This window comes from Roseburia sp. AF25-13LB (assembly GCF_003478915.1).
Taxonomy (GTDB): Bacteria; Bacillota; Clostridia; order Lachnospirales; family Lachnospiraceae; genus Roseburia_C; species Roseburia_C amylophila.
On sequence record NZ_QUFO01000008.1, the window covers coordinates 46209 to 71703 of the forward strand.

The 25495-nt window shown below is 42.7% G+C and carries 20 protein-coding genes; 1 reads left to right on the forward strand and 19 read right to left on the reverse strand.

The features are described from left to right. Nucleotides 1-37: 37 nt before the first annotated feature. From DWY37_RS11410 to DWY37_RS11485, 16 genes are all read right to left on the reverse strand, one after another. Nucleotides 38-1732 carry a nucleoside kinase gene (locus tag DWY37_RS11410; protein ID WP_117698073.1) on the reverse strand — a complete coding sequence of 565 codons (1695 nt, stop codon included), beginning with the start codon at nt 1730-1732 and terminating at the stop codon, nt 38-40. A 28-nt stretch (nt 1733-1760) separates the two neighbouring features. After that, on the reverse strand, nt 1761-2546 hold the full coding sequence (locus DWY37_RS11415) for a Nif3-like dinuclear metal center hexameric protein (protein ID WP_117698072.1): 786 nt from the start codon (nt 2544-2546) through the stop codon (nt 1761-1763). Further along, the gene (locus DWY37_RS11420; protein ID WP_117698071.1) at nt 2543-3337 is read right to left on the reverse strand and encodes a tRNA (adenine(22)-N(1))-methyltransferase; all 795 of its coding nucleotides are present in this window, start codon (nt 3335-3337) and stop codon (nt 2543-2545) included. The genes DWY37_RS11415 and DWY37_RS11420 overlap by 4 nt, the downstream gene beginning before the upstream one ends. A 3-nt stretch (nt 3338-3340) precedes the next feature. After that, on the reverse strand, nt 3341-4453 hold the full coding sequence (gene rpoD, locus DWY37_RS11425; RefSeq protein WP_117698098.1) for an RNA polymerase sigma factor RpoD: 1113 nt from the start codon (nt 4451-4453) through the stop codon (nt 3341-3343). Between the two features lie 136 nt (nt 4454-4589). After that, nucleotides 4590-6371 carry a DNA primase gene (dnaG, locus tag DWY37_RS11430; RefSeq protein ID WP_117698070.1) on the reverse strand — a complete coding sequence of 594 codons (1782 nt, stop codon included), beginning with the start codon at nt 6369-6371 and terminating at the stop codon, nt 4590-4592. Between the two features lie 3 nt (nt 6372-6374). After that, nucleotides 6375-7382, reverse strand: coding sequence for a deoxyguanosinetriphosphate triphosphohydrolase (locus DWY37_RS11435; RefSeq protein WP_022244023.1), 1008 nt, complete (start codon nt 7380-7382; stop codon nt 6375-6377). Between the two features lie 159 nt (nt 7383-7541). Further along, nucleotides 7542-8720, reverse strand: coding sequence for an aldo/keto reductase (locus DWY37_RS11440; RefSeq protein WP_118541418.1), 1179 nt, complete (start codon nt 8718-8720; stop codon nt 7542-7544). Nucleotides 8721-8722: 2 nt separating this feature from the next. Beyond that, nucleotides 8723-8965, reverse strand: coding sequence for a hypothetical protein (locus DWY37_RS11445; RefSeq protein ID WP_118541416.1), 243 nt, complete (start codon nt 8963-8965; stop codon nt 8723-8725). A 217-nt stretch (nt 8966-9182) separates the two neighbouring features. After that, on the reverse strand, nt 9183-11321 hold the full coding sequence (locus tag DWY37_RS11450) for a beta-propeller domain-containing protein (RefSeq protein ID WP_118541414.1): 2139 nt from the start codon (nt 11319-11321) through the stop codon (nt 9183-9185). 65 nt (nt 11322-11386) lie between these two features. Then, entirely contained in the window at nt 11387-11896 is a 510-nt protein-coding gene (locus DWY37_RS11455; RefSeq protein WP_117698066.1) for an RNA polymerase sigma factor, read from the reverse strand. A gap of 352 nt (nt 11897-12248) precedes the next feature. Further along, nucleotides 12249-13844 (reverse strand): potassium/proton antiporter, encoded by a 1596-nt coding sequence (locus DWY37_RS11460; protein WP_117698065.1) that lies wholly within the window; start codon nt 13842-13844, stop codon nt 12249-12251. Nucleotides 13845-13922: 78 nt separating this feature from the next. After that, entirely contained in the window at nt 13923-14666 is a 744-nt protein-coding gene (locus DWY37_RS11465; RefSeq protein ID WP_117698064.1) for a DUF6062 family protein, read from the reverse strand. Between the two features lie 91 nt (nt 14667-14757). After that, the gene (locus DWY37_RS11470) at nt 14758-16092 is read right to left on the reverse strand and encodes a methyl-accepting chemotaxis protein (protein WP_117698063.1); all 1335 of its coding nucleotides are present in this window, start codon (nt 16090-16092) and stop codon (nt 14758-14760) included. A 58-nt stretch (nt 16093-16150) separates the two neighbouring features. Further along, nucleotides 16151-17458, reverse strand: coding sequence for an alpha-amylase family glycosyl hydrolase (locus DWY37_RS11475; protein WP_117698062.1), 1308 nt, complete (start codon nt 17456-17458; stop codon nt 16151-16153). 224 nt (nt 17459-17682) lie between these two features. Next, nucleotides 17683-20316 carry a heavy metal translocating P-type ATPase gene (locus DWY37_RS11480; RefSeq protein ID WP_117698061.1) on the reverse strand — a complete coding sequence of 878 codons (2634 nt, stop codon included), beginning with the start codon at nt 20314-20316 and terminating at the stop codon, nt 17683-17685. A gap of 14 nt (nt 20317-20330) precedes the next feature. Beyond that, entirely contained in the window at nt 20331-20645 is a 315-nt protein-coding gene (locus DWY37_RS11485; RefSeq protein WP_117698060.1) for a metal-sensing transcriptional repressor, read from the reverse strand. Nucleotides 20646-21104: 459 nt separating this feature from the next. Here DWY37_RS11485 and DWY37_RS11490 point away from each other — a divergent pair, with 459 nt between their 5' ends. Then, entirely contained in the window at nt 21105-22448 is a 1344-nt protein-coding gene (locus DWY37_RS11490; RefSeq protein ID WP_117698059.1) for an MATE family efflux transporter, read from the forward strand. A gap of 58 nt (nt 22449-22506) precedes the next feature. On the opposite strand, the gene DWY37_RS11495 is transcribed toward DWY37_RS11490, so the two are convergent. The 3 genes from DWY37_RS11495 to DWY37_RS11505 form a co-directional block, all read right to left on the reverse strand. Continuing rightward, nucleotides 22507-23202 carry a LiaF transmembrane domain-containing protein gene (locus DWY37_RS11495; RefSeq protein ID WP_118541412.1) on the reverse strand — a complete coding sequence of 232 codons (696 nt, stop codon included), beginning with the start codon at nt 23200-23202 and terminating at the stop codon, nt 22507-22509. Beyond that, complete coding sequence (locus DWY37_RS11500; RefSeq protein ID WP_117698057.1) at nt 23199-23660, reverse strand: LytTR family DNA-binding domain-containing protein; 462 nt, start codon at nt 23658-23660, stop codon at nt 23199-23201. The genes DWY37_RS11495 and DWY37_RS11500 overlap by 4 nt, the downstream gene beginning before the upstream one ends. Before the next feature lie 93 nt (nt 23661-23753). Further along, nucleotides 23754-25322, reverse strand: coding sequence for a phosphate--AMP phosphotransferase (locus tag DWY37_RS11505; RefSeq protein ID WP_118541410.1), 1569 nt, complete (start codon nt 25320-25322; stop codon nt 23754-23756). Between the last annotated feature and the right edge of the window lie 173 nt (nt 25323-25495).

Consider the following 25495-nt stretch of genomic DNA (forward strand, 5'->3'; position numbering starts at 1 on the left):
ACAAGAAACACGGTCTATCCCTCATATAGCTTCTATATCAGACATTAAAACAGCTTCCACCGATAAACTCACGGATAATCGAATTGTTATTGATATTATCTGCCGGTACCGGAAGGAAATAATCTAAGAACTTCAGCAGCCGCTTCGCTTCAAGATACTCCGGGCAGTCCCGTTCAATTGCAAACAGCAATGGCTCTGCATACTGTTTTAGCACAGCAAGTTCATAAATTAAAGCTGAATTAAACATTACATCAGCACCTTCCTGAAATGGGAAGATATTTTTTTCTTCTCCCCGCCTTACCGAATCCCACATGGCAATGGTCTCCCTCGCTGATGTAGCCCTGGTTCTTGCATCCCTTACAATTCTCCGGATCAGTCTGCCATCTGTCGTCGGCAGGCAGTTATGTTCATCAATATCCAGCTGGGTCAGCGCACTGATATAAATACGGAATTTGCTTTCCTGCGGCAGAGAGTAGGAAAGCCTGTCATTCAGTCCATGGATGCCTTCAATAACAAGTACATCTTCCTCTCCAAGCTGCATCATTCTGCCTTTTGCTTCCCGTTTTCCGGTTTTAAAATTAAATACCGGCAGTTCCGTTGCATCTCCATTTAAAAGACTTGTCATATCATTATTAAAACGGTCAATATCCAATGCCTCCAGGCATTCGAAATCCAGTTTTCCATCTGCATCTTTCGGTGTCTTATCCCGGTCTACATAAAAATCATCCAGCGGAACCGGATGCGGTTTCATGCCATGGGCGGCAAGCTGTATGGACAGCCTGTGGGAAAACGTTGTCTTCCCGGAAGAGGACGGACCTGCTATCATAATGAATTTCTTATGATGTCCCTCTTTAATCTGCTCTGCCAGCTGTCCTATTTTCTGTTCCATCAGAGCTTCCTGTATCAGAATTATTTCCTGTATTCTGCCGGCAGAAACTGCATCATTCAAAGCTCCTATGGTTCCTACTCCCATGGTATGTCCCCACTCTGACGCTTCTTCCAGTGTCAGGTACAGTTTATCCGATGGGGCAAAAACATCCACCGTCCTGGTATCTTTTCCCGGAAAGAGTAGCATAAAACCTTCTTTATATAATGTCAGGTCAAAATATTTCAGATAACCGGTAGACGGTACCATATATCCATAGAAATAATCTTTGTAATGATCCAGCTCATAAATATTGACTCTTGAGCTTCTCCGGTAGCGGAACAGTCTTTCTTTATCGGTCATTCCCAGTCTCCGGAAGAGTTCTACTGCATCTGCCGTCGGCAGACTGTGCTTTTCAATCAGAAAATCGGCTTCTACCAGACGCTGCATCTCCTGCTTTAAATTCCTTAACATCTGTTCATCGACAGCTACCCATTCTGCCTGCTCTGATGCTCCGTTCTTTTCCTCATTCCGCTTCAGTTCACAATAATATCCCTGGGCAATGGAATGCATGATACGGACCGTAATCTTTTCTTCCCCATAAAGATTATGCACTGCCTTCTGCATCAGTAACGCCGTACTTCTCCGGTATGCTTTCCTTCCATCCTTGTCTGCTGTTGTAATAAAGGTAAGATTTCCCGATTCTACCTTCTCACGCAGCTCCCGCAGGCGGTTGTTCACCAGCACCAGGACAATATCATCCGAAAACTGTTTCTGATATTCCTTGGCAAGCTGCTTGTATGTGGTTTCCGGCACATACTCCCTTACATTTCCGTGAATATTAATTCTACATCTAATTTCTCCCATAGTAGTCCCCCATTTCTTTGATTACTATTTATACAATATAGGAAAACGGAGATTGTAACTTCTGGCTGTATATGTTCAGTTCCGGTAATTTTTCCTTGAAATATTCTGCCATATAGGTTACAAAAATATGCTCCAATCCATAATGTCCTGCATCTAAGATACTTAAGCCTCGGGCTGCTGCGTCGATTCCCGTATGGTGGTCAATATCTCCCGTTATCAACACCTGGGCACCCTTTGCAATCGCTTCATCCACTTCACTCTTTCCGGAGCCGGGGCAAATTGCTGCACGCTGTACCATGCGGCTGGTATCACCAAATACTTTTACCGCTTCTGTCTGAAACCGGCTTCTTACAATCCTGCCGCAATCCTCAAGGCTTATCTGCTGCGGCAGCATTCCTACTTTACCGATACCACAGGATTTTCCCTGCCACTCCCCGGTTACTTCCAATGGTTCTGTCTCCATTAGTTCCATGTAATCTGCTGCAAGGTCCGCCATGACGCAGATATCAAAATTCGTATGCATCGCACAGTAAACCATATCCTGCTGTGCCAGTCCGTAAATTCTTCTGCCGATAAAATCACTGGTAAGAATATTTTTTATTCCACCAAAGATTAACGGATGATGCGTCAGTATCATATCAGCCTTAAGTTCTTTTGCTTCCGCAATTACTTCATCGGTTGCATCTACCGCCAGATAGATACTGTTTATCTCTTTCCCCCATCTGCAGACCTGAAATCCTGGATTATCCCATTCACAGGCCATTGCTACAGGAGCAAGTGTCTCTAATATTTCCCGTATCTGTTCACACTTCATATATTTTCTCCCATGATACGCTCTGCTTCTTCTATCATTGCAAGTTTCTCTTCCAGTTCTTTCTGCCGTTCAAAGCGTCTTGTACTGCCATCTTCTTTCTGCTGCAATTCATCCTGTTGCGTTGCAGATTGTTGCAGCAATTCTGGTTTCTGCAATACAGTTTGCTCCGGCATAAGCTTCTGGATTTCAAGTTTCTTTAAGATTTCCGAGAACTGCTGTCTCTGTTTTGTTAAATATTGTTTTAATATTTCATTTTTTGTCTGCAATAAATATCCACCATAACGAAAAGCAACATCCGTCAACGGTGCTGCTTTTCCCGGTACGCATCTTAACATCACGTAATATTTGCCTTCTTCTTCCACCATATCTTCTTCTTCAATGTGAAAGCCTTCCGCATAAATATAACGGCGTACCTCTTCTATTTCAGACTGTGGCTGTAACACAAGATTATTCATCTTCTTCCAGACTTCCGGATGCTCTGCAAGAATCCGTTTTGTCAACGCTCCACCCATTCCGGCGATTACCACGCCATCGGCTTCGGATGGAGCCAGTGCCGTAAGTCCATCGGACAATCTGGTTTCTATGTAATCTTCTAAATGAACTTCCCGGATATGCTCCTCTGCCCGAAGAAGCGGACCCCGGTTCACATCCATTGCAATGGCATGCCCAATACATTCTGACTGAATCAGATAAATCGGAACATAACCATGGTCACATCCTACATCTGCAAGGCAGGTGGTATTCTGAACCAATGCTGCAACTGCCTGCATTCTTTTTGAAAGTTTATTCATATATTACTCCAGATAGTCCTTTAATTTGCGGCTTCTGCTTGGATGACGCAGTTTACGGAGTGCCTTTGCTTCAATCTGACGGATACGCTCCCTGGTTACATTGAATTCTTTTCCAACTTCTTCCAGTGTACGGGCACGTCCATCTTCCAGACCAAAACGAAGGGTTAATACCTTCTGCTCCCGCTCGGTCAGTGTTCCAAGCACTTCCTCCAACTGCTCTTTTAACAGGGTAAATGCTGCTGCATCAGCAGGTACCGGTACATTATCATCCTGAATGAAGTCTCCTAAATGGGAATCTTCCTCTTCACCGATTGGAGTCTCTAAAGAAACCGGCTCCTGGGAAATCTTTAAGATTTCGCGTACACGGTCTACCGGCATATTCATTTCTGCTGCAATCTCTTCCGGGGTCGGTTCACGTCCCAACTCCTGCAGTAACTGTCTGGAAACGCGGATCAGTTTGTTGATGGTCTCAACCATATGAACCGGGATACGGATGGTTCTTGCCTGGTCTGCAATGGCTCTTGTGATTGCCTGACGAATCCACCATGTTGCATAGGTAGAGAACTTATAGCCTTTCCGGTAATCGAATTTTTCAACGGCTTTAATCAGACCTAAGTTACCTTCCTGAATCAGGTCTAAGAATAACATACCACGTCCTACATAACGTTTTGCAATACTTACCACCAGACGAAGGTTGGCTTCTGCCAGACGTTTCTTTGCTTCCTGGTCTCCTAATTCCATTCTCTTTGCCAGCTCGATTTCTTCTTCTGCACTTAAAAGAGGTACTTTACCGATTTCCTTTAAATACATACGGACCGGATCCTCAATGGATACGCCGTCCGGTACCGATAAATCAATCTTTTCTACCTCTACCTCGTCTTCGTCATCTAAGATGATATCGTCATCGATATCGTCATCATCCATGATTCGAAGCACATCAATGTTATTGGTCTCAAGGAAGTCTAAGATTTTCTCAAACTCATCTGCATCCAGTTCCATGTCCTTGAAGAACTCGCTGATTTCCTGATACTCAAGGCTGTTCTTTTTCTTCTTTGCCAGTGCAAGGAGTTCCTGGAGTTTTTCCTGCAATTTTGCTTTTTTCTCCTCAATGCTCATCTTTTCGTCTTTTGCTGCCGGAGCACTTTTTGCAGCTTTTGTTGTCTTTTTCGTAGTCTTTTCCATCTTTTCATCCATTTTCTTGTTCATCCTCTCATGATTCGTCATATAAACGGGACTAAATAGTATTTTGTCCTCAATCTATAGAAATATGCATTTTCTCCATATTCTGCAAGGTTCTCTTATCTGCCACAATCTGTTGCAAGCCCTGTATATCCGTAGGTTCTAAGTGTGCCGAACGGCAGGAGATGCTGTTATCCTTCACCCGCAGAATCGTCTCTTTTAACGCCTTATCCCGCTCTGCAGCAGAATCTACTTCATGGATTCTCGCATGGAAGAGCTCTGCAACTTCCCGCTGTTCCTCTTCTTCTGCAAATAAACTAATAATCTGTGCCGGATTGACAGTACCCGACTTCTTCTGCTCATAAAGAAGCTCTGCCACCTTACGGAAAATGTCTTCCGTAAAATCTTCCGGTGTAATGATATCTTTGATTTTATCGTACAGATTATCATATTCTATGAGCCAGGTCAAAAGCAATTTCTGGGACTGCTTCATGCCGTCCTCTTTCTTATGCTTCTTCTCATTCAGCCCACTCTTAAGCGGTGTCCGCTCTTTTACAAGTCCTCCCTGGGTGCCCAGCTGGTTTACCAGATTCCGGAGTGCTTCAAAGCTCATATGATATTTATCCGCCACAGCTTCCATATAATTGTTCCGTTCCAGTTCCGTGGTAAAATCAAGCAGTTTCTTTGCCACTTCTGTCTGGAATGCGGTCTTTCCTTCCGGGTCCTTCATATCATATTTCTGCTCTAAAATCCTGATTTCAAACATAAAGCTGTTTTCTGCCGCATCAATCCGCTTCTGGTATTCTTCCGCTCCAAGTGCCTTGATGAATTCATCCGGGTCTTTGTACGGCTTCATGTTGATGACTTTGGCAGTCAGCCCTACTTCTTTTAAAATCGGGATTGCACGAAGTGCCGCCTTAATTCCGGCGCCATCGCTGTCGAAGGTAAGATAAACCTCCTTCGTATATCGCTTCAGCAGACTGGCATGTCCACTGGTAAACGCGGTTCCTAAGGATGCCACTGCATTGTCAAAGCCTGCCTGATGCAGCGCAATCACATCCATATAGCCTTCACATAAGAGCATCTGCGGTTTCTTGGTCTGTCTTGCGAAATTCAATGCATACAGATTCCGGCTCTTATCAAAGACTTTGGTCTCCGGCGAATTCAGATACTTCGGTTCGCCGTCTCCCATGACTCGTCCACCAAATCCGATTACTTTATTATGCACATCCATAATCGGAAACATGGCACGATTCCAGAATTTATCATGTCCACCCCGGACTTCGTCAATGGACACAAGACCGGATTCCTTTAAGATTGCATCATCATATCCAAGCTTTCTTAAATAGCGGTACAAATCATCACTGTATTTATCCGAATAGCCAAGCCCAAACTTCTGCATGGTGGCATCCGATAATTCTCTCTTTTTAAAATATTCATACGCCTGTTTTCCGTGTCCACTCCTCAGCAGCATATAATAATATTTGCCAGCTGCCTTGTTAATCTCTAACAGAATCTGGCGTTTGTCTGCTTCTTTCTTTGCCTGGGCACTCATTTCCTGCTTCGGCAGTTCGATTCCGGCACGCTCTGCCAATGCCTCCATCGCTTCCGGGAATGAAAAGTTCTCATACTGCATCAGAAAAGTAAATACATTTCCGCCTGCTCCGCATCCAAAGCAGTAATACATCTGCTTATTCGGTGATACGGAAAAAGAACCTGTCTTTTCATTATGGAAGGGGCACAGTCCAAAATACGTGCTGCCTTTTTTTGTCAACCGTACATATCCGGAAATCACATCTACAATATCATTTCTGGAACGTACTTCTTCTATTAATTCATCTGAATAATATGCCATTCCTTAATTCACCTGCCAAGCCTTCGGTACAAAATATTCTGAGAATTTGGCAATTGCATACTGGTCGGTCATTCCTGCTATATAATCACATACTACCCGTTCTTCCTCTTCGCCTTCTGCAATCATATCGGTATACTGCGCCGGCATTGTCATCGGATGTTCCATATAATATGTAAACAGTTTGCTGAGTAAGCCTTCTGCCTTTGTCTCTTCGCCTTTGGCAATGGAATTGGTATATACGCTTACAAACATGAACTTCCGTAAATCCTGCATTGCCTGGAAAATTTCATCGGACATAATGATATCCGGCTTATCCATGCTGTTGGTAATAATATCATGAATCAGTGTATCCAGCCGGTCTGCCGAATTCTTTCCCAATACCTTCCGTATCTCAATTGGAATATCTTCTTCCACCATTATCTTTCCACGCACCGCATCATCGATATCATGATGAATATAGGCGATTTTATCGGAGAAACGGACGATTTTGCCTTCCAGTGTATGCGGCATCGTACTGGTCTGATGATTTAAAATGCCATCCCGCACTTCCCAGGTCAGATTCAGTCCCTGTCCGCCTTTTTCCAATTTTTCTACGATACGTACGCTCTGTTTATTATGTTTAAAACCACCGGAGCAAAGTTCATTTAACACCCGCTCTCCGGCATGACCAAATGGCGTATGTCCCAAATCATGCCCTAATGCAATGGCTTCCACCAGATCTTCATTCAGCCGCAGTGCCTTTGCAATGGTTCTGGCATTCTGTGATACCTCTAAGGTATGCGACATACGGGTACGATAATGGTCACCCTTCGGTGTTAAGAACACCTGCGTCTTATTCTTCAGACGGCGGAATGCCTTACAGTGGAGAATACGGTCTCTGTCTCTCTGGTATACGGGACGTATATCACAAGGTGCCTCCGGATAATCCCGTCCTTTGGAATTCTCGCTTAATGCTGCATAAGGGCTTAACATCTCATGCTCCATGCGCTCCATCCGTTCCCGAATTGTCATATCCTTATCTTCTCCCTTCCTGTCACATCACCATTTCATGATGTAAATGCACTGCCATCATCTTTACCATTATGAGGACGTCATTCGACCTCTGCTATTATAATTCTGTGTCCACCTTCAAATTTCCTTTATTTTTTACAAAATTTCATAATATTTTTTCTAATACTTTCCAATGTGCTTCGAAATCGCCCTTGCTACCTTATAAACCGGATTCTCCATCTTCTTTGCCACCTGTTTTAATTCCTGCCGGATGGCAATGGACTGCGGGCAGTGTTTCTCACATTTTCCGCACTGACGGCATTTTGAAGCATTGGTCGGATTTGTCTTTAAAGTGGTACACATAATATATGCCTTCATACCGGAATAAAAGCTGTCGGTATAGCGTGTATTATATGCTGCAAAACAGGTTGGAATATCTACTCCATGCGGGCATGGCATACAGTAGCCGCAGCCGGTACAAGGTACCTTCATATGCTGGTTAATGGATTTCTTTACCTTTTCAAAGATTTCCAAGTCTTTCTCTGTTAATGCATCTGCTGTGGCATCCGATGCTATCCGCACATTTTCTTCTACCTGTGCAATATCATTCATTCCGGAAAGTACCACAGTTACTTCCGGATGATTCCATATCCAGCGGAGTCCCCATTCTGCCGGGGAACGATGTGGTTCTGCGGATGCAAATATGGCTCTGGCATCCTTTGGCAGTGCGTTGACCAGTCTTCCTCCCCGCAGCGGTTCCATGATAATCACCGGAATTCCCTTTGCTGCTGCATATTTTAAGCCTTCTGTTCCTGCCTGGGTATGCTCATCCATATAGTTATACTGTATCTGGCAGAAATCCCAGTCATAAGCATCTATAATCTTCTTAAACTGATTTGCTCCTCCATGGAAAGAAAAACCGATATTTCCAATCTGTCCTGATTGTTTCTTCTCTGCAATCCAGTCCTGTATACCAAGTTCTGTAAGACGCTCCCATGCTGCAATATCATTTAACATATGCATCAGATAATATTCCACATGATCCGTCTGAAGGCGTTCTAACTGCTCCTTAAAATACCGTTCCATATCCCCTTCTGCTTTTATGTAATAATGCGGCAGTTTGGTTGCAATCTTCACTTTATCCCGATAGCCTTTTGCCAAAAATTTTCCCAGACAGGCTTCACTTCCACCGTAAGTATATGCGGTATCAAAATAATTGACCCCGGCTTCCACTGCCGCTGCCATCTCCCGCTCTGCCTTTTCCTGGTCGATTGCGGTTCCTTTCTTAGAATAACGCAGGCAGCCATAGCCTAAGATGGACAGCTGGTCTTTGTTTCCCGGATTTTCTCTATATTGCATGTTTATTCTCCCTTGCACTTGTTGTTATGGCTGCTGCGAAATGGAAAATGATAATAAGGATATCTTACCACTGCTTTGACGGGATGCGCCTTTTGTTCACCTATAGCGAATACCACTCCGGCTGCAAGGGGCTCTAATAATTTTAGGACAATTCTTTTATATATGGCAAACGGTGCAAAGTCACATCCATGTTCCTCTGCACCTCGCTGGTACATCCCTGTACCAGCGTTGCCTGGTATTACCAAAATTCTAAGAGCCCCTAGCAGCCTGCGCAAATGTATTCGTCTACAGGCGAACAGAAGACTGCATCCTGACAAGTATTAAGAAAACAGACATCCCTATTTATCATTTCTCCATTTCGCAGTCACCGATTCTGCATAAGTTGCCGGGTGATGATATTTTCATACCACCACCCGGCACATATACTGTCATTATAAAGCTATCGGGAAAGTTTTGCAAGAATCACTCCCGCTCCTTTATCTTTTTAAATCCATCGGTCATGTCATAGGATGTAATGTTATCATAAATCCAGAGGTAAAATACATTGCCACTATACATTCCACGGACATTCTCGTAATTGGCTCCGTTAATACCCGGAATTTCTGCCTGTTTCTTAAAGGCTCCGTTTTCATAGGAATATATCTGATAGGTCTGTTTTATTCCGCTGCCGCTATAATCCTCACAAACCAGACCGATTAAATTCTTATCCTTTGAAATGATGACACTCTTATAATCATATAATGCTTCGCTATAATCTACATCCTTTAATACCAGCTTTGCCTCTTCGATTACTTCTCCCGGATTTTCTATATTAAACATGGAAATCTTAATGTTTTCTATATTTCCGGTCTTCTCATCAGATTCGTAGCCGATTCCCAGTAAGTGTGTATCATCCCAGAAATGCAGATATTCGGAGAAGCCGGTCACCTTGAGTTCGCCGATAATTTCCGGTTTTGCCGGGTCTGATAAATCCACGGTAAACAGCGGGTCGGTATTCCGGTAGGTTACAAAGTAACCAGTGTTTCCCATAAAGCGGGCGGCATAGATTTCTTCTCCCGGTGCAATGCCCGTCAACTGTCCGGTTAATTTCAAGTTCTCATCCAGAATATAAAGTGCATTCACCTCATCCTCTGTACTATAATCGGTGGTCAATACCCTGAGATATCCATCACTGGCATTGATTGCAAAGGTATCTCTGACATAACCCCTTACTGCCGTTGCCGCCACACCACTGATTCTGCCCTCATCCAGTGCAAATTTTGCAATATTGGTAATCATTGCCCCATCATAATCTTCCTCATATAAATACAGGGCATCTTTGCTGATATAAGTCTGGGCATATCCAGAGATTACAAGCTTACTGTCCAGCACTTTATCCGGCTTATTTACATCCAGTGAAGAAACCAGTATACCACTTTCTCCTGATGACTCCGGCAGATAAATTTCACCGGCGGCAACCTTTTCTCCATTTACCTTCGGAATCACTGAGGTATATTCCTTTTCTACATATCCCACCACATCGGATGTCATATGATACTGTGTAAAAAGATAGACTACATCTCCGATTTTCCGGGAAGTATTATAATAACCATCCTGGATTAATCTTCCTTCAAATTCCGGATTCCTGCGGTCTACGATACTGTATACCTGAATCTGTGTGGTGCTTTTTCCATTCATTTTATAGCAGAATGCACTGTCTTCAGAAGCATCTGATACAGCAATTTCTTCATCTGAGCTTTCTTTATCTGAGTTTTCCTTATCAGAGCCAGCTTTGCTGCTTTCGCCCAAGGATGTCTCATAGCCCTGCACAACCAGAATCAGCTGGTCTCCATCCACATAAATTTCCATCACCCGGTCTGCTGCGCCACAGTCTTTCGGGAGAAATCGTGTTACTTCTTCTAATTTTCCATCCCGGATATCCGTTATAACAATGTATTTATCCTCTACCGTATAAATGTAACTGCCATCAATTTTAGCAATATCACTCTCGTCTACACCTTCCATCTGCAGATTTGTCGTAGAATAATCTTTTCCGCCTTCCTTGCTGCTCTCCAGCAAATCGGCATCGGCACTTCCGTACTTAGCTTCATCACTGTAGTAATATTCGTCACTGCCGGAATTCATTGCTCCCGATGCAGCTTCGCTTGTCTCCGCACTTGTTTCCAGATCTTCTATCCAATTCTGCTGATACCCCTTAAGAAGGGTCTGATATACCTCCTTATAATCCGATGCAGGATGATACATTGTTCCAAGAGCTGCCACATCCACATACCCTGTTTCATCTGCTTCTCCCACAGTCTGCTGCGTATCTGTCATTGCTACGGAATCCGTCTGCCCTGTACCGGAATTCTTATCGAAACGGGTCACTGTTATATAAATTCCGCTGCATACTACCAGTGCCAGCACTGCCACCATACTTCCAAGTCTGCGCCATGGAATTATTTTCTTCGATTTTTTCGGTTCCAAGTGCTGATTTTCCTGCTGCTGTTTTGCTTTCTGTTCCTGTAATTGTTTTTCTATCTGTTCCGGTTTCAGAGTCTCTGGTATCTCTATCTCTTCCGCCGCTTTTCTTAACTGGGTTAAAATCTCCTGTTCATTCATACCGTCACCTCCATCTCATCTGAATTTTCTGTTGTTTTTCAGACTTTTTGCATATCTTCCGTTTCTCACTTCCAATATTTCTCCACCATTTTCTTTATTCCCCGGCTCTCTTTTGAGCGGACGGTATTTTCGTTAAGGTCTAACAGTTTTCCGATTTCCTTGCTGCTATACCCACAGAATAAATGCATGGCGATAATCATTCGTTCCTCGGAAGGCAGCTCAAAGAACAGGCTCCGCACTGCTGCATGCTCATCCATTCCGGATTTTCCCAGATGCTCTAAAAGCTCCGGTGTCAGCTCTTCCGGACGGGTCGCATACTCTTTTAATTTACGTTTGCACTTATTACTTAAAATACGGAATATCCACGCCCGGAACGCTTCTGTCTTTCGAAGCTCCCCGATTTGTGCAAATGCATCTGTCACGGTATCGCTGACCACATCCTGTGCATCCTGCGGATGCTTCAGCACATATAACGCAAAGCGATACAAGTCCTGATAAACGCCTTCATATAATTGTGCAAATGCACCGGTATCCCCACTTTGTGCCCTGCACACCAGCTGCAGTTCCTGCTCCATATGCTCACCCTATACCTTCCTAAGTCCTTTCCTTTGACCGGTCTCATATATATAGTGTCGCTGAATTCCATTCTGTTGCATATATTTTTAAATTTTTAAAAATAGCAGTACTCTTCACCGAATACAGATGCTGTCTAAGTGCTGTAAAGGGCACTAAGAATTTCGAAAAATCATTTTTATATCCGGCAACCGGTGCAAAGTCACATCCATGTTCCTATGCACCTTGCCGGCACATCCTTGTGCCGGCATTGCCTAATATCTAACGAAATTCCAAGTGCCCTTAACAGCCCTTAAAATGCATCTGCACTTCGGCGAACACTCCTGCTATTCTTCAAAATTCAAAAAAACATATTTATAACTGGCTGATTACCAGCACATCATTTTCACGAATCACAGTATTTCCGTTCGGTATCACAACCTTCTCATTCCGCTTTAGAACAAGAACCAGCTTCTCTTCTCCCAGTTTTATTCTGGATAATGGCTTTCCAATCCACTTGCTGTCTTTTTCGATTGGGATTTCTGTCAGACAGATGCCAAGATTTTCTTCCGGAGATAAAGCACTTAAGACAATCTTGTCTCCGGCAAGCACTACCGTGTTGCCATTTGGAATGATACGCTCCTCGCCTCTTAGAATCAGCACCAGTAATAAATCCGGCAGGGAAGTAAGGTCTTTTATCTTGCGGTTCTCCCATGGATGTCCCGCCTTGATGCTGATTTTAACAAACTCCACCGGCATTTCATCGGAGTAGTCACTGAAGGTCTTCATGACGTTGCCATTTTCGTCTATCATGTCAAGCTTCTTTGCCACCAGTCCAAGCAGTGTACCCTGAATACTGATAGAGAACAGGACAATGAAAATAACTATGTGGAACAAATCATTTTTCGTATATGCTGGGCTTACTGTTGCCATAATTGCAAATACTATGGATGCCGCTCCACGAAGCCCCGCCCAGGACACCAGAAGCTGCTGCTTTACCGGGCAGCGGAATGGCATCAAGATAGCAAATACAGAAACCGGCCTTGCCACAAATGTTAAAAATACCGCAATTGCCAGTGCAATCGGCAGTATCTTCGGCAGCTGGGATGGATATGCCAGCAGACCAAGCAGGAAGAAAATCAGCATCTGCATCAATCCGGTGATTCCGTCAAAGAAATGCACCAGTGATTTTTTGTGATGAAGTGGAGTATTGCCAAGGATAATTCCGGCAATGTATGCTGCCAGATAACCATTTCCATTTATCATGGATGCCCCGGCGTAGGATACCAGTGCCATACTGAATACAAATATCGTATCAAATCCATCCGTTGCAAAATTCACTTTTTTTAAAATGAATGCTGCTGCCAGTGCCACAACTACCCCCACTAATATGCCAAAAATAATCTGCGAGAATATCATGACAACCAGCGAAGAACCACTTAATTCTCCGCTCATTATTGTTAATATAATTACGGTCAGCATATAAGAACATGGGTCATTACTACCGCTTTCCACTTCCAGCATGGATGCAGTATTGTTCTTAAGATTCAACCGTCTGGAACGAAGGATTGAAAAGACCGATGCCGCATCCGTAGAACTGATTACAGAGCCAATCAGCATACTTTCCCAGAAATCCATTTTCAATATAAAATGACAGAATGCTCCGGTTGTTACTGCGGTCAGTATAACACCCACTGTTGATAATAATACTGCTTTACCAGCCACCGGCTTTGCCTGTTTCCAGTTGGTTCCAAATCCACCGTAAAACATGATAAAGATTAAGGACACCGTACAAATCTGTTCGGCAATCGTAAAATTATCAAAAGGAATCTTTAAAATTCCATCTGTTCCAAACATCATGCCAAGAAGAATATATGCCAACAGCATTGGAATTCCCAGTTTGTTGGACATTTTATTCAATGACAGGCACAATAAAATCACTGCTGCTACCAGTAAAATATAACTTGTCATAAATACCTCTCTTTCCTGTTTTTATTTACCTGTTGCTCTTACGTCTTCTTCTATCCCCTTTTCTTTTATTACCTCTACCTATTCCTTCTTTTCTTCTGCCTCCATGATACTTCCTGCCTTTACCAGTCCTCTCTGCAGTGCATCCCTTGCATTCTTCCAAGGCTGCTCCTTATAACGGTAATCATTCTTACAGATGAACCATTCTAAATCATCCCGCACCCTCTCATATCCGTTAATAAAAGTCTCATTTAAAGTCATCAGAAATTCATTCAGGTATTTCTTACCCATATATTCCGGGGCACCGGAAAACAGAACTTTATAATGATTTACACAAAAGCCTTTGGATGCTGCAAACTGTTTGCGGAAGTCCTCTTCTTTTTCATATAAATAGTAAATGGTATTGATATAATTTGTAAAGCTGTGATTAATGTAATCACACACAAAGCACTTTTTCTCTTTTTCTTCCACAAAGGTAATCACCGGATGGACCGTCTGGCTCTTTTTCCTGAAAAGTACAGCTGCCTGAGGCAGTGGTGCTTTCATTGCTTTTTTTAACTCCTTAGCTGTCTTATCCATATGGGTCTTTAACATCATGGCAAGTCCTAATTTATTCGGATATTCATATAACATTTCCAAATGCTTCTGACAGAAGCCCTGTTCATCGCTCTGCTCCCGGATATCTTCCTCCATATAACTTGCACCCGGTCCAATGGTATAATTGATAGCATTTTCTTCTAATTTCTGATACATTCTGCAGACCGGACATTCGCTTTCCTCTGCAAATGCATCCTGTATTGGTATCGTATAAATCTCTGTTTTCATTTTAATCTCCTTAAAGATACACAAAAGGGTATTCCATATGCACTCCTTCGGCCTGTGGAATACCCTTCTCTTTGCAATTGTATACCGTTTATTACATCATGTTTTTCTCTACTTCTTCTTTCATGGAAGAAACGTTAAACTTACGGATATTTTCATCCAGTTCTGCTACTACAGAAGTAATTCTGGCAGTTGCATTCTTACATTCTTCTACCAAAGCTTCAAACTCGTTCATTGCCTCAGATGTATCTCTGGCACTTGTTGTATTTATCTCTGCTGCTGCAGCAAGCGAATCCATTTTCTCTTCAATGGCACTCTTATGTTCATTCAAGCCACCGACTTCTGAATTGATTCCCTGAATAGAAGTGCTGACACTTTCAATTTCATGATTCAAGGCAGTAAAGATTGTCTCTGTCTCGCGAATCTTTGCATTCTGCTGTTCAAATGCTTCTGATACTTTTCCGGTAATGTCTACACTGACATTAGAATTATCAATCAGTTCATTAACAATTTTATTAATCTGCTCTGAAGACTCTCTGGACTGGTCTGCCAAGGTACGGATTTCTTCTGCAACTACGGCAAATCCTTTTCCCTGTTCTCCTGCCCGTGCAGCTTCAATACTTGCATTTAAAGCAAGCAGATTTGTCTGGCTTGCAATTCCTGCAATAATCTCTGTTGCAGTACGAATCTGTAAGGCAGACTGATTGGTTCTGTCTGTCTGGCTCTGCACTTCATCAATAGACTGCCTGTTCTGTCTGCTGATTTCCACCAGCTGCTGCATAATCACCTCTGCTGATTCATTGCAGTCTTTCATTTTTAATGCACTGTCCGAAAGAAGTGTAATATTGCTGGCAATCACTTCAATGGCATTACCGATTTCTGCTACTTTCTGCTGTACATGCTGTGTTTTCTCTGCCTGTGAAACGGTATTATCTGTAATGGAAGCAACTTCACCGCTCACCTGATCCAACGCTTCATTCATAGTGTCAAAGGACTGGCTGAATGTCGTAGACAGTTCGCTTAATTCCCTGCTGGCTCTACGGATTCCGGTTACAATCTGTGCAAAGCTTCTTACCAAATCATTGGCAGAGCCTAACAATTTGCTGATTTCATCATTTTTTTCATTATGTTTTGGTTCTTCTAACTGAAGGCTTCCATCCGCAATCTTATCCATACTTCCAATTACAGCTTTCAGTTTTCCGGCAATTGCTACTGCAAGCCACAGGGAACCTGCCACAAATACCGCTAAAACCACAATTAAAATAATCGTTCCCACACCTGCATTTAATGCTGTATTCTGTACCAGATGCATTATGATAATTCCGGCAAGTCCAACCAGAAGAATCGGGAGTGAAATTACTGCAATTAATCCAAGTGCCAGTTTCTTTCCTATATTACTTTTTTCTGAAGATTTACGTTTTTCTGCCATTACTGCACTTCCTCCTTATAGCTCTTATCTCTTATTCTTATTCTTATGTATTATCTTTTTATCCGGTTATCTTTAAATAAGCTGCGGAAAATGCCGGCATATCGAGACCACCCTGAAATACCGCTTTTTCTCCGGTCAGCAGGTCAACTGCTTCTGCTGCTCCTGCATCAAAGGATGCATGGAAGGGATTCTCTTCCAGATTGATTGCTACAAGAATCCGCTCACCTTCAAAGCTTCTCTCAAATACAATCTGCCGGTTTGTTAAGAATACCTTTCGGTAGCTACCATAGCAAAGTGCTTTTTCCGATTTATGAACCTTCGCCAGTCTGGAAATATAATCGGTAAGTTCATTCCATTCCGGTGCTTCAAAGGAAGGACGGAGTGCTTCATCCCCGCCATTTTCCTTCTTTCCCTCTGCTGCCCATTCACCGCCATAATAGACACATGGAATGCCAGGAATTGCAAACAGCATTGCATATACCAGTGGAAGATGTTCTTTTTCCTTTAAAGTGCTTGCCAGACGGTTCACATCATGGTTATCCAGAAAATTTAATAAATGTTTGCCCTGATACATTCCACAGAAATGCTGCTCCAGGGTATAATTGATTTCAAAGAGGTTGCGGTCATTAAAGCTGGACCACATTCCCTTATATGCCTGATAATTTGTTACACTGTGCAGCATATTCTGTTCATCCAGAAGACGGTTATAATCACCATGAATCATCTCGCCCAGGAGATAAAAATCATCCTTTTTCGAATCTACGAACTGACGTAATCTTCTTACAAAATCCATATCCAGACTGTATGCAACATCCAGACGCAGTCCGTCAATATCAAATTCTTTTATCCATCCCTCTACTGCTGAAAAGATATGCCGGATTACTTCTTCATTCCGCAAATTCAGTTTTACCAGCTCATTATGTCCTTCCCAGCCTTCATAGGAAAGTCCGTCGTTATAATTATTATTCCAGCCAAAATTCACATTTGTGAACCAGTCCTTATATGGAGAATTCTCTCTGTTTTTCAGTAAATCCTGAAATGCAAAGAAGCCTCTTCCCACATGATTAAACACTCCGTCCAACACTACTTTGATATTGTTGTCATGTAATTTTCCACATACTTCTTTAAAGTCCTCATTGGTTCCAAGTCTTACATCTAACTTTGTATAATCCCTGGTATCATAACCGTGACGGTCCGATTCAAAAACCGGACAGAAATATATTGCATCCACTCCAAGCTTTACCATATGCGGAATCCAGTCTTCCACTTTCTTTATCCGATGAGCCAGAACACCATCATTTTCTGTTGGAGCCCCGCAAAATCCCAATGTTGAAATCTGATAAAATACACTGTCATATGACCACATAAAAACTGTTCCTCCTGTCTGTCCATCATGTGCTGTGGTTTTTCCCGCTACTCGCGTAAATAAAAGAGGACGGTTCCTTTTGCGGGAACCATCCTCCTAACTTCTTCCCTCTACCTTCGCCCATGTTGTTTCAATTACGCTTATTATAACATAACTTTATAGCATAAGGGAATTTTTTTCTTGCATTTTTCCTAATTTTTTTTGATTTTTATAACGTTATTTTGTTATTTTTCAACACCGGTAAGCTGATATCCTGCTTTTTCAATCACTTCTGCAAATGCTGCATCCGGAATCTCTTTGTCCATGGTTACTTCAGCACTCTTTGTCTCAAGGCTGACAGCTGCCTGTACTCCTTCCATGGCATTTAATGCTTCTTCCACATGTTTCTTGCAATGTTCACACATCATTCCTTCAATTTTAAGTGTTTCTTTCATTTTATTATCCTCCTTATCATTTTCATTATTATCTGTCACTTTTTCGGTCGTCTGTTCTATCTGACTTCCTGCTGCTTTTTCCGCTATCTGTTCTGCCACATTTCCTGCCGTCTGCTCTAATCGCTGCGGCTTAAAAAGCTTTAACCGGAGAGCATTGCAAACAACACAGACGCTGCTTAAACTCATGGCGGCTGCACCGAACATCGGGTTTAATTTAATATGAAATGCCGGGTATAAAACGCCTGCTGCCAGTGGAATTCCAATACTGTTATAGAAGAATGCCCAGAACAGGTTCTCCTTGATATTGCGGATAACCGCTTTACTTAACCGGATAGCTGTTACGGCATCCATCAGATCATTCCGCATCAGTACCGCATCTGCACTTTCGATTGCCACATCTGTTCCTGCTCCAATGGCAATTCCTACATCAGCTCTTGCCAGTGCCGGTGCATCATTGATTCCGTCTCCAATCATGGCAACCTTATGTCCCTGCTGCTGCAGTTTGGCAATATGCCGTTCCTTATCCTCCGGCAATACTTCTGCAATTACTTTTGGAATTCCAAGCTTCTTACGAATAGCTTCGGCGGTACGTTTATGGTCTCCGGTCAGCATTACTACCTCAATGTGCATCTTACGGAATGCTTCAATAGCATAGCGGCTGGTTTTCTTTTCCACATCTGCTGCTGCAATGATACCCAGAAGGCTGTTGTTTTTCGCAAAGATTAATGGAGTCTTTCCTTCTTCTGCCAGCTTGTCCAGAGTATCTCCAAGGTCATCCAATGACACTCCCTTTTCTTTCATAAAGGCTTCGTTTCCCGCATAATAAGATGCATTTTCGTCTTCTGCCTCAATTCCTCTGCCCAGAATTGTCTTAAAATTCTTCATGGCAAGGGGCATAATCTCCTGCTCCTTCGCATACTGCAGAATTGCCTGTGCCAGTGGATGCCCGCTTCCCTGCTCAACGCCTGCTGCAATTGCCACAAATTCTTTTTCGTTTAATTCTGTGGTTCCAACACTCACATCTGTAACCCTTGGCTTACCTTCTGTTATGGTTCCGGTCTTATCCATAACTACAGTATCGATACTGTGCGCCGTTTCCAGCGCTTCGCCAGACTTAATCAGGATTCCGTTTTCTGCACCTTTTCCGGTTCCTACCATAATAGCTACCGGTGTTGCAAGTCCAAGGGCACACGGACAGGAAATAACCAGCACTGCGATTCCAATAGAAAGTGCAAATTCAAAGGTTGCCCCACTGATGAGCCAGATGATTGCAGCAATTAGGGCAATTGTAATAACCACCGGCACAAATACTCCTGCAATCTTATCTGCCATCTTGGCAATCGGTGCTTTACTGGATCCAGCTTCTTCCACCAGATGAATAATCTGGCTGATGGTGGTATCTTCCCCGACCTTGGATGCACGGATTTTCAAGAAGCCATTCTGGTTAATGGTTGCGGAAATTGCAATATCCCCCACTTCCTTATATACCGGAATGCTCTCCCCGGTAATGGCAGATTCATCGAGGCTTGACTGTCCCTCTTCAATTACTCCGTCCACCGGAACGGTTTCACCGGGACGAACCAGCACCAAATCACCTTTTACCAGTTCCTCTGCCGGAACCGTAACTTCTTTGCCATCTCTTAAGACCTTTGCCTGCTTCGGAGCCAAGTCCATCAGCTTCTCAATAGCTTCACTGGTCTTTCCTTTGGAACGGCTCTCTAAATATTTTCCAACTGTAATCAATGTCAGAATCATTCCTGCAGACTCAAAATAAATATCCATGCTGTACCGGCTTACCAGTGCCATATCCTGATGTCCCAGGCCATAACCAATCCGGAAAATGGCAAATACACCATAGATAACGGAAGCCGATGCCCCAAGTGCAATCAGCGAATCCATATTCGGGCTTCTGTGTACAAAAAGATTCTTAAATCCTACAATAAAATATTTCCGGTTCAGATACATAATCGGAAGCAGCAATAAAAACTGGGAAAAGGAAAATGCCAGTGCATTCTCATCTCCGTGAAATGCAGCCTTGATAAATCCCGGTACCGGAATTCCAAACCATTCATAAAACATATGGTGCATGGAAATATACATCATCGGAATCAGAAAAATAACAGACCAGATCAGACGGATTTTCATCTCATGAATTTCCTGCTCTGCCTTATTTATCTTTTTCCCTTTGCCGGTACGTTTCTCATTTCCGGCATTTGCCAGTGCAGCACCATAACCTGCCTTCTCTACTTCTGATACAATGATATCTTCATTGACCTTATTCTCGTCATAGGACACCTGCATACTGTTGGTCAGCAGATTTACGGATACATTTTCCACTCCGTCAATCTTTGACACACACTTTTCCACACGGGAAGAGCATGCAGAACACGTCATACCTGTGACTTCATAACGTTCCTGTTTCACACTTTTGTCCTCCTCTATTTCATCAGTTTCTGAAGGGTCGCACAAAGCTCATCCACCGCTTCTTCCTTTCCGGCACGGATGTCTTCCACCACACAGGATTTGATATGCTCCGCTAACAACACTTTATTAAAGGAGTTCAGTGCAGAATTAATTGCAGACACCTGCGTTAAAATATCCACACAGTAGCGGTCTTCTTCCAACATTTTCTTTACACCCCGCACCTGTCCTTCAATCCGGTTCAAGCGTTTTAATAAATCCTGATATTCTGCTTCCTGTCTGTGCTTCTTCCGTCCACAGCAGGATGGGCACATCTCTTTTTCTTCTGCCATAGTCAGGCTCCCTTCTATCTTCACATTCCAATACACATTTCCCGATAGTCATATACCCCCTACCGGTATGCTTATATTATACCCCCATAGGGTATTTGTCAATCATTTTTCCATTGAATGTTCCAATTCATATTCAAGCCATCTTCTTCCGCTCTATGATATTATCTTGACTTTTCCTATGATTTATGCTATTTTCATAACGCTAAAACTGGTGTGGATTTTTCTAGTCTGACTACTTTTCGCCACACAATTATCCTTGCGATAATTGTGTGGCGTTTTTTACTTTACAGGAAATTGCTTTCCTGTAAAGTAAAAAACGCTCCGCGAGGATGCACACTTCGGCGTATAAGGTAGATGTCGCAAGCGACCGCCGCAGGCGCGAGAATGTGCCAAGGCACATTCTTTGTTCTTTCTCACACTTTGGATTAGTGAGAAAAAAGAAAAAAAGGAGCAATTATTATGAATGAAGATTTTATGAAAGAAAAACCGATTTTACCACTGCTGACTACCATGGCACTTCCTATGGTTATCTCCATGCTGGTAAATTCTCTTTATAATATTATAGACAGTCTGTTTGTGGCTAAAATCAGTGAAGATGCCATGACTGCCCTTTCCCTGGTCTATCCGGTGCAGAATTTTATCAATGCTGTGGCAATTGGATTTGGTGTCGGAATTAATGCTTTAATTTCTTTTCACCTTGGTGCAAAAGAAGGGGAAAAAGCCAATATTGCTGCAACCCATGGGTTCTTCTTTTCTATTTTGCATGGTGTCATTTTAACGATTGGAAGCATTGCCCTGATTCCTACGTTTTTAAGCCGCTTTACCACCGACAGTAATGTTCTTAAGTCAGGTGTAGAATATGCAAATATTGTATTTGTATTCAGTATCATTATTATGATGAATTTAACCTTTGAAAAAGTCTTTCAGTCTGTCGGCAGAATGAATGTCTCCATGATTGGACTGATGCTAGGCTGTATTGCCAATATCATTTTAGACCCGCTTTTGATTTTCGGAATTGGCATCTTCCCGAAAATGGGAATGCGCGGAGCTGCCCTTGCCACCGGTATCGGACAGCTGCTGACTCTTATTTTTTATCTCTTTGCCTATTTTCTGCGCCCAATCAGTGTACGGATTAGCAGAAAATATCTTATCCTGGATAAACATCTTGATTTGAAATTATATGGTATCGGCATCCCTGCCATCTTAAATCTGGCTCTGCCGTCCTTACTGATCTCATTTTTAAACGGACTCCTTGCCGCATATGACCAGTGTTATGTGGTAGTCGTCGGAATCTATTACAAGCTGCAGACCTTCCTCTACCTTCCTGCCAATGGAATTATCCAGGGGATGCGTCCGCTGGTGGGCTTCAATTACGGTGCCGGTGAAATAAAGCGCGTAAAGAAAATCTATCATCTTACCCTCTGTATGAACGGTGTCATTATGCTTCTTGGTATGATTATCTGCTTTACTGCATCACCTTACCTTATCGGAATGTTTACAGACAATGCCACCACAATTTCCGCGGGAAGCAATGCCCTTCGGATTATCTGCTGTGGTTTCCTGATTTCCACCGTATCCATTACTGCCTCCGGTGCTTTGGAAGGGCTTTCAAAGGGCGGACAGTCCTTAATTATTTCACTGCTCCGTTATATCCTTTTTATCATTCCGATTGCCTTTGTTCTCTGCAAAGCCTTTGGTCCGCAGTATGTGTTCCATGCTTTCTGGATTACGGAAATTCTCACCGCTGCAATTGCTGCCCTGCTGATGAAATCAAGCCTCCGGCTTCCGGGCACACAGGCATAAAATAGCATAGAGAAAGCTGCCAGCAAAATTTTGCTGACAGCTTTCTCTATGCTATTTCTTATACATATATAATTGTTACGCCGGAAAAATTACATTCTCCAGTAAGTATCACACTGTGCACACCATCCGGTACATTCTGATTTTTCTCTTCCACTGCACCAAATGCTGCATGGACTTTATTTATCATTGCCCAGCTCTTTGGAATATAAAGCTCTACTCCGGAAAAGGATGCATCCAGATAAATCGTTGCCTGTGGCTGCTGCATCATCGCATTATCAAAATACACTTTCATACTGCCAAAGCTGCAGTCCAAGGAAGCAGACTGGAGATCATCCGTATTCACATATTTGATGGATGCGCCAAAGGAGGTATCGAAAGAAATCCGGTTACCATCCTCTTCATCTATAATGGTCTCATAGTCCGTATCTTTTTTCTTTTTCCAACATTTTGTGGTATTCTTCTTAAAAATGATACCGAAGCCGATGGATAAAAGCAGTGCCGCTCCAAGTATCGGCCATGGTGTAATCGCCTGTATGCCAAGCTGTTCATCATAAATAATTCCTAGAAATGCCAGTGAAAAAAAGATTCCGGTAAATCGAAGCTTTATCAGGCTGCTTAATAAAATACAACCGAAAAATATTGTTCCGATTACCGTCCAGAAGCCAATGCCTTCCACCAGTCCCAGTTTGCTTACAATCAGGAATACCGCTCCAAAAATCAGAAACAGTCCCCAGAAGATTCTCTCTTTTTTCATTTTCTTATCCTCTTTTCTTCCAGTTTACATTTTAATGGTTTGTAGTAATATCTTGATACATATACCTGTTTATGGCTTCCCATAAATTCCACCACACTTGATGCCGTAAGATTTCTTGTAATGGAGTAAATCCGGTTGGTATTTAAAATTGTGGATTTGGAAACCCTCATAAAATGTCCCGGCAACAGTTCTTCCAGCTCATACAGTTTATATCTGGTCTGATACATCTTATCTGTTGTATGCACCCATACCTCTTTGGTCTCTGTCTCAAAAAACAGGATTTCATCCAAAGACAGATAGTATTCCGTATCTTCCTTATAACAGATTAACTGCTGTTTTCCGGTAAGCACCTGTGACACGGCTTCCTGTATTTTCCTTACATTTTCATCTAAGGATCTGCAGCGAATCAGCACTTCATCCTCTATTAAGTTTTCGTCTAATTCAATCCGTATCTTCATTGTCGTTCCTTCCTATGTCACTCATTATACACAAACACATTTTTCTGTAAATGCCTTTGGAATAAGTGGTAAGAAATACGAACCAAGCGGTAATTATTTCCGTTCTTTTTCTTCTTTCAGCCGCTTCTCAATTGCTTCTACCACCGTACGAAGCACTTTAATTCTGGCATAATACTTGCAGTCTGCCTCTACTAAAATCCATGGTGCATAAGTGGTAGAGGTACGAATCAGCATTTCATCCACTGCCTTTTCATAAGCACCCCATTTCTCACGGTTGCGCCAGTCCTCATCGGTAATCTTCCACTGCTTTGCCGGGTTTTCCATACGCTCCTTAAAACGACGCTCCTGCTCATCCTTATCAATGTGCATCCAGAATTTTAAAACAATGGTTCCATGATGCGCCAGCTGCTCTTCCATTTCGTTCATCTCATGGTAAGCACGCTTCCATTCTTCTTCCTGACAGAAGCCTTCGATTCTCTCAACCATAACGCGGCCATACCAGGAACGGTCAAATATTGCTACATGACCATCCTTTGGAAACTGTTTCCAGAAACGCCACAGATAATGATGTGTTTTCTCCGCATCATTGGGTGCTGCCACCGGATTTACCTGATAGCCCCTTGGATCCAATGCCTGGGTCAGCCGTTTAATGGCTCCGCCTTTTCCACCAGCATCCCAGCCTTCAAATGCCAGCACCACCGGAATCCGGTATTTATAAAGTTCATTATGAAGCTCGGAAAGTCTTGCCTGAAGACGTGCAAGTTCTTTTTTATACTCTTCTTTTTCCATCTTCTTTGAAAGGTCGACTCCAGCCAGTACGGAACTCTTAAGCACCTGTTCCTTTTGTGCTGTAGTCTCTGCTTCCTGTAAAGCATTCTTTTCCTGCTTTATTTCCTGCGCTTTCTGCTGCGCCTTTGCTTTCTCCTGCTCCCTCTTCTCCTGTTCGGCTTTCTTATCTGCGATTGCCTGTTCCAATACAGAAACTACGATTTCCGTCATTTTTGCTGCCGCATATTCCCGGTCGGTACATTCTAAAATATGCCACGGTGCATATTCAGAATCCGTCTTTTCCAGCATTTCTTCATTCATGGCAAGGTATTCTTCATAATGCTTATTCCTTGCCAAATCGTCCTTTGTTACCCGCCACGCAGTCTTCTTATCTTCCAGAAGCTTATCAAAACGCTTCTTCTGCTCCTTCTTTGACACATCTGCAAACAATTTGATAATTACCATGCCATCATCCGTTAATTGCTTTTCAAAGGAGCAGATTTCTCCAAACGCATAATCAAGCTTCTCCTTTTTGGTCACACCGTCAAAGCGGTCCACCAACACTCTCCGGTACCAGCTTCTGTCAAAAATTGCAATTCTTCCCTGTGATGGAATCTTCGTCCAGAAACGCCACAGGAACGGATGCATTTTTTCTTCCTTTGTCTCCACTGCAGTAGCGTACACCGAAAATCCCCTCGGGTCTAAAGGCTCAATGATTTTATTAATCAATGTTCCTTTTCCTGCTGCACCAAATCCCTCAAATACAATCATAACCGGAATCTTCTGTTCCTTACAGGCTCTCTGCAGATAAGAAAGTTTCGGCTGCAAATCGTCCATCCACTCCTTATATTCCTTTTTCCCCATCTTCCGGTTTAAATCTACCTTCTCTAACATCGCATATCCTCCTTCGCTTATAACTCCACAATACGTTGCATTTTTATATATAGAAATAGTATAATATTTTTCTTGAAGAATATCCAGTCTAATGGGTATAATGAAACAAATATGTGATTGCGAAAAGAAATTATTATTTCAAAAGACTGTATTCGAAGAATGTTGGCTTTAAT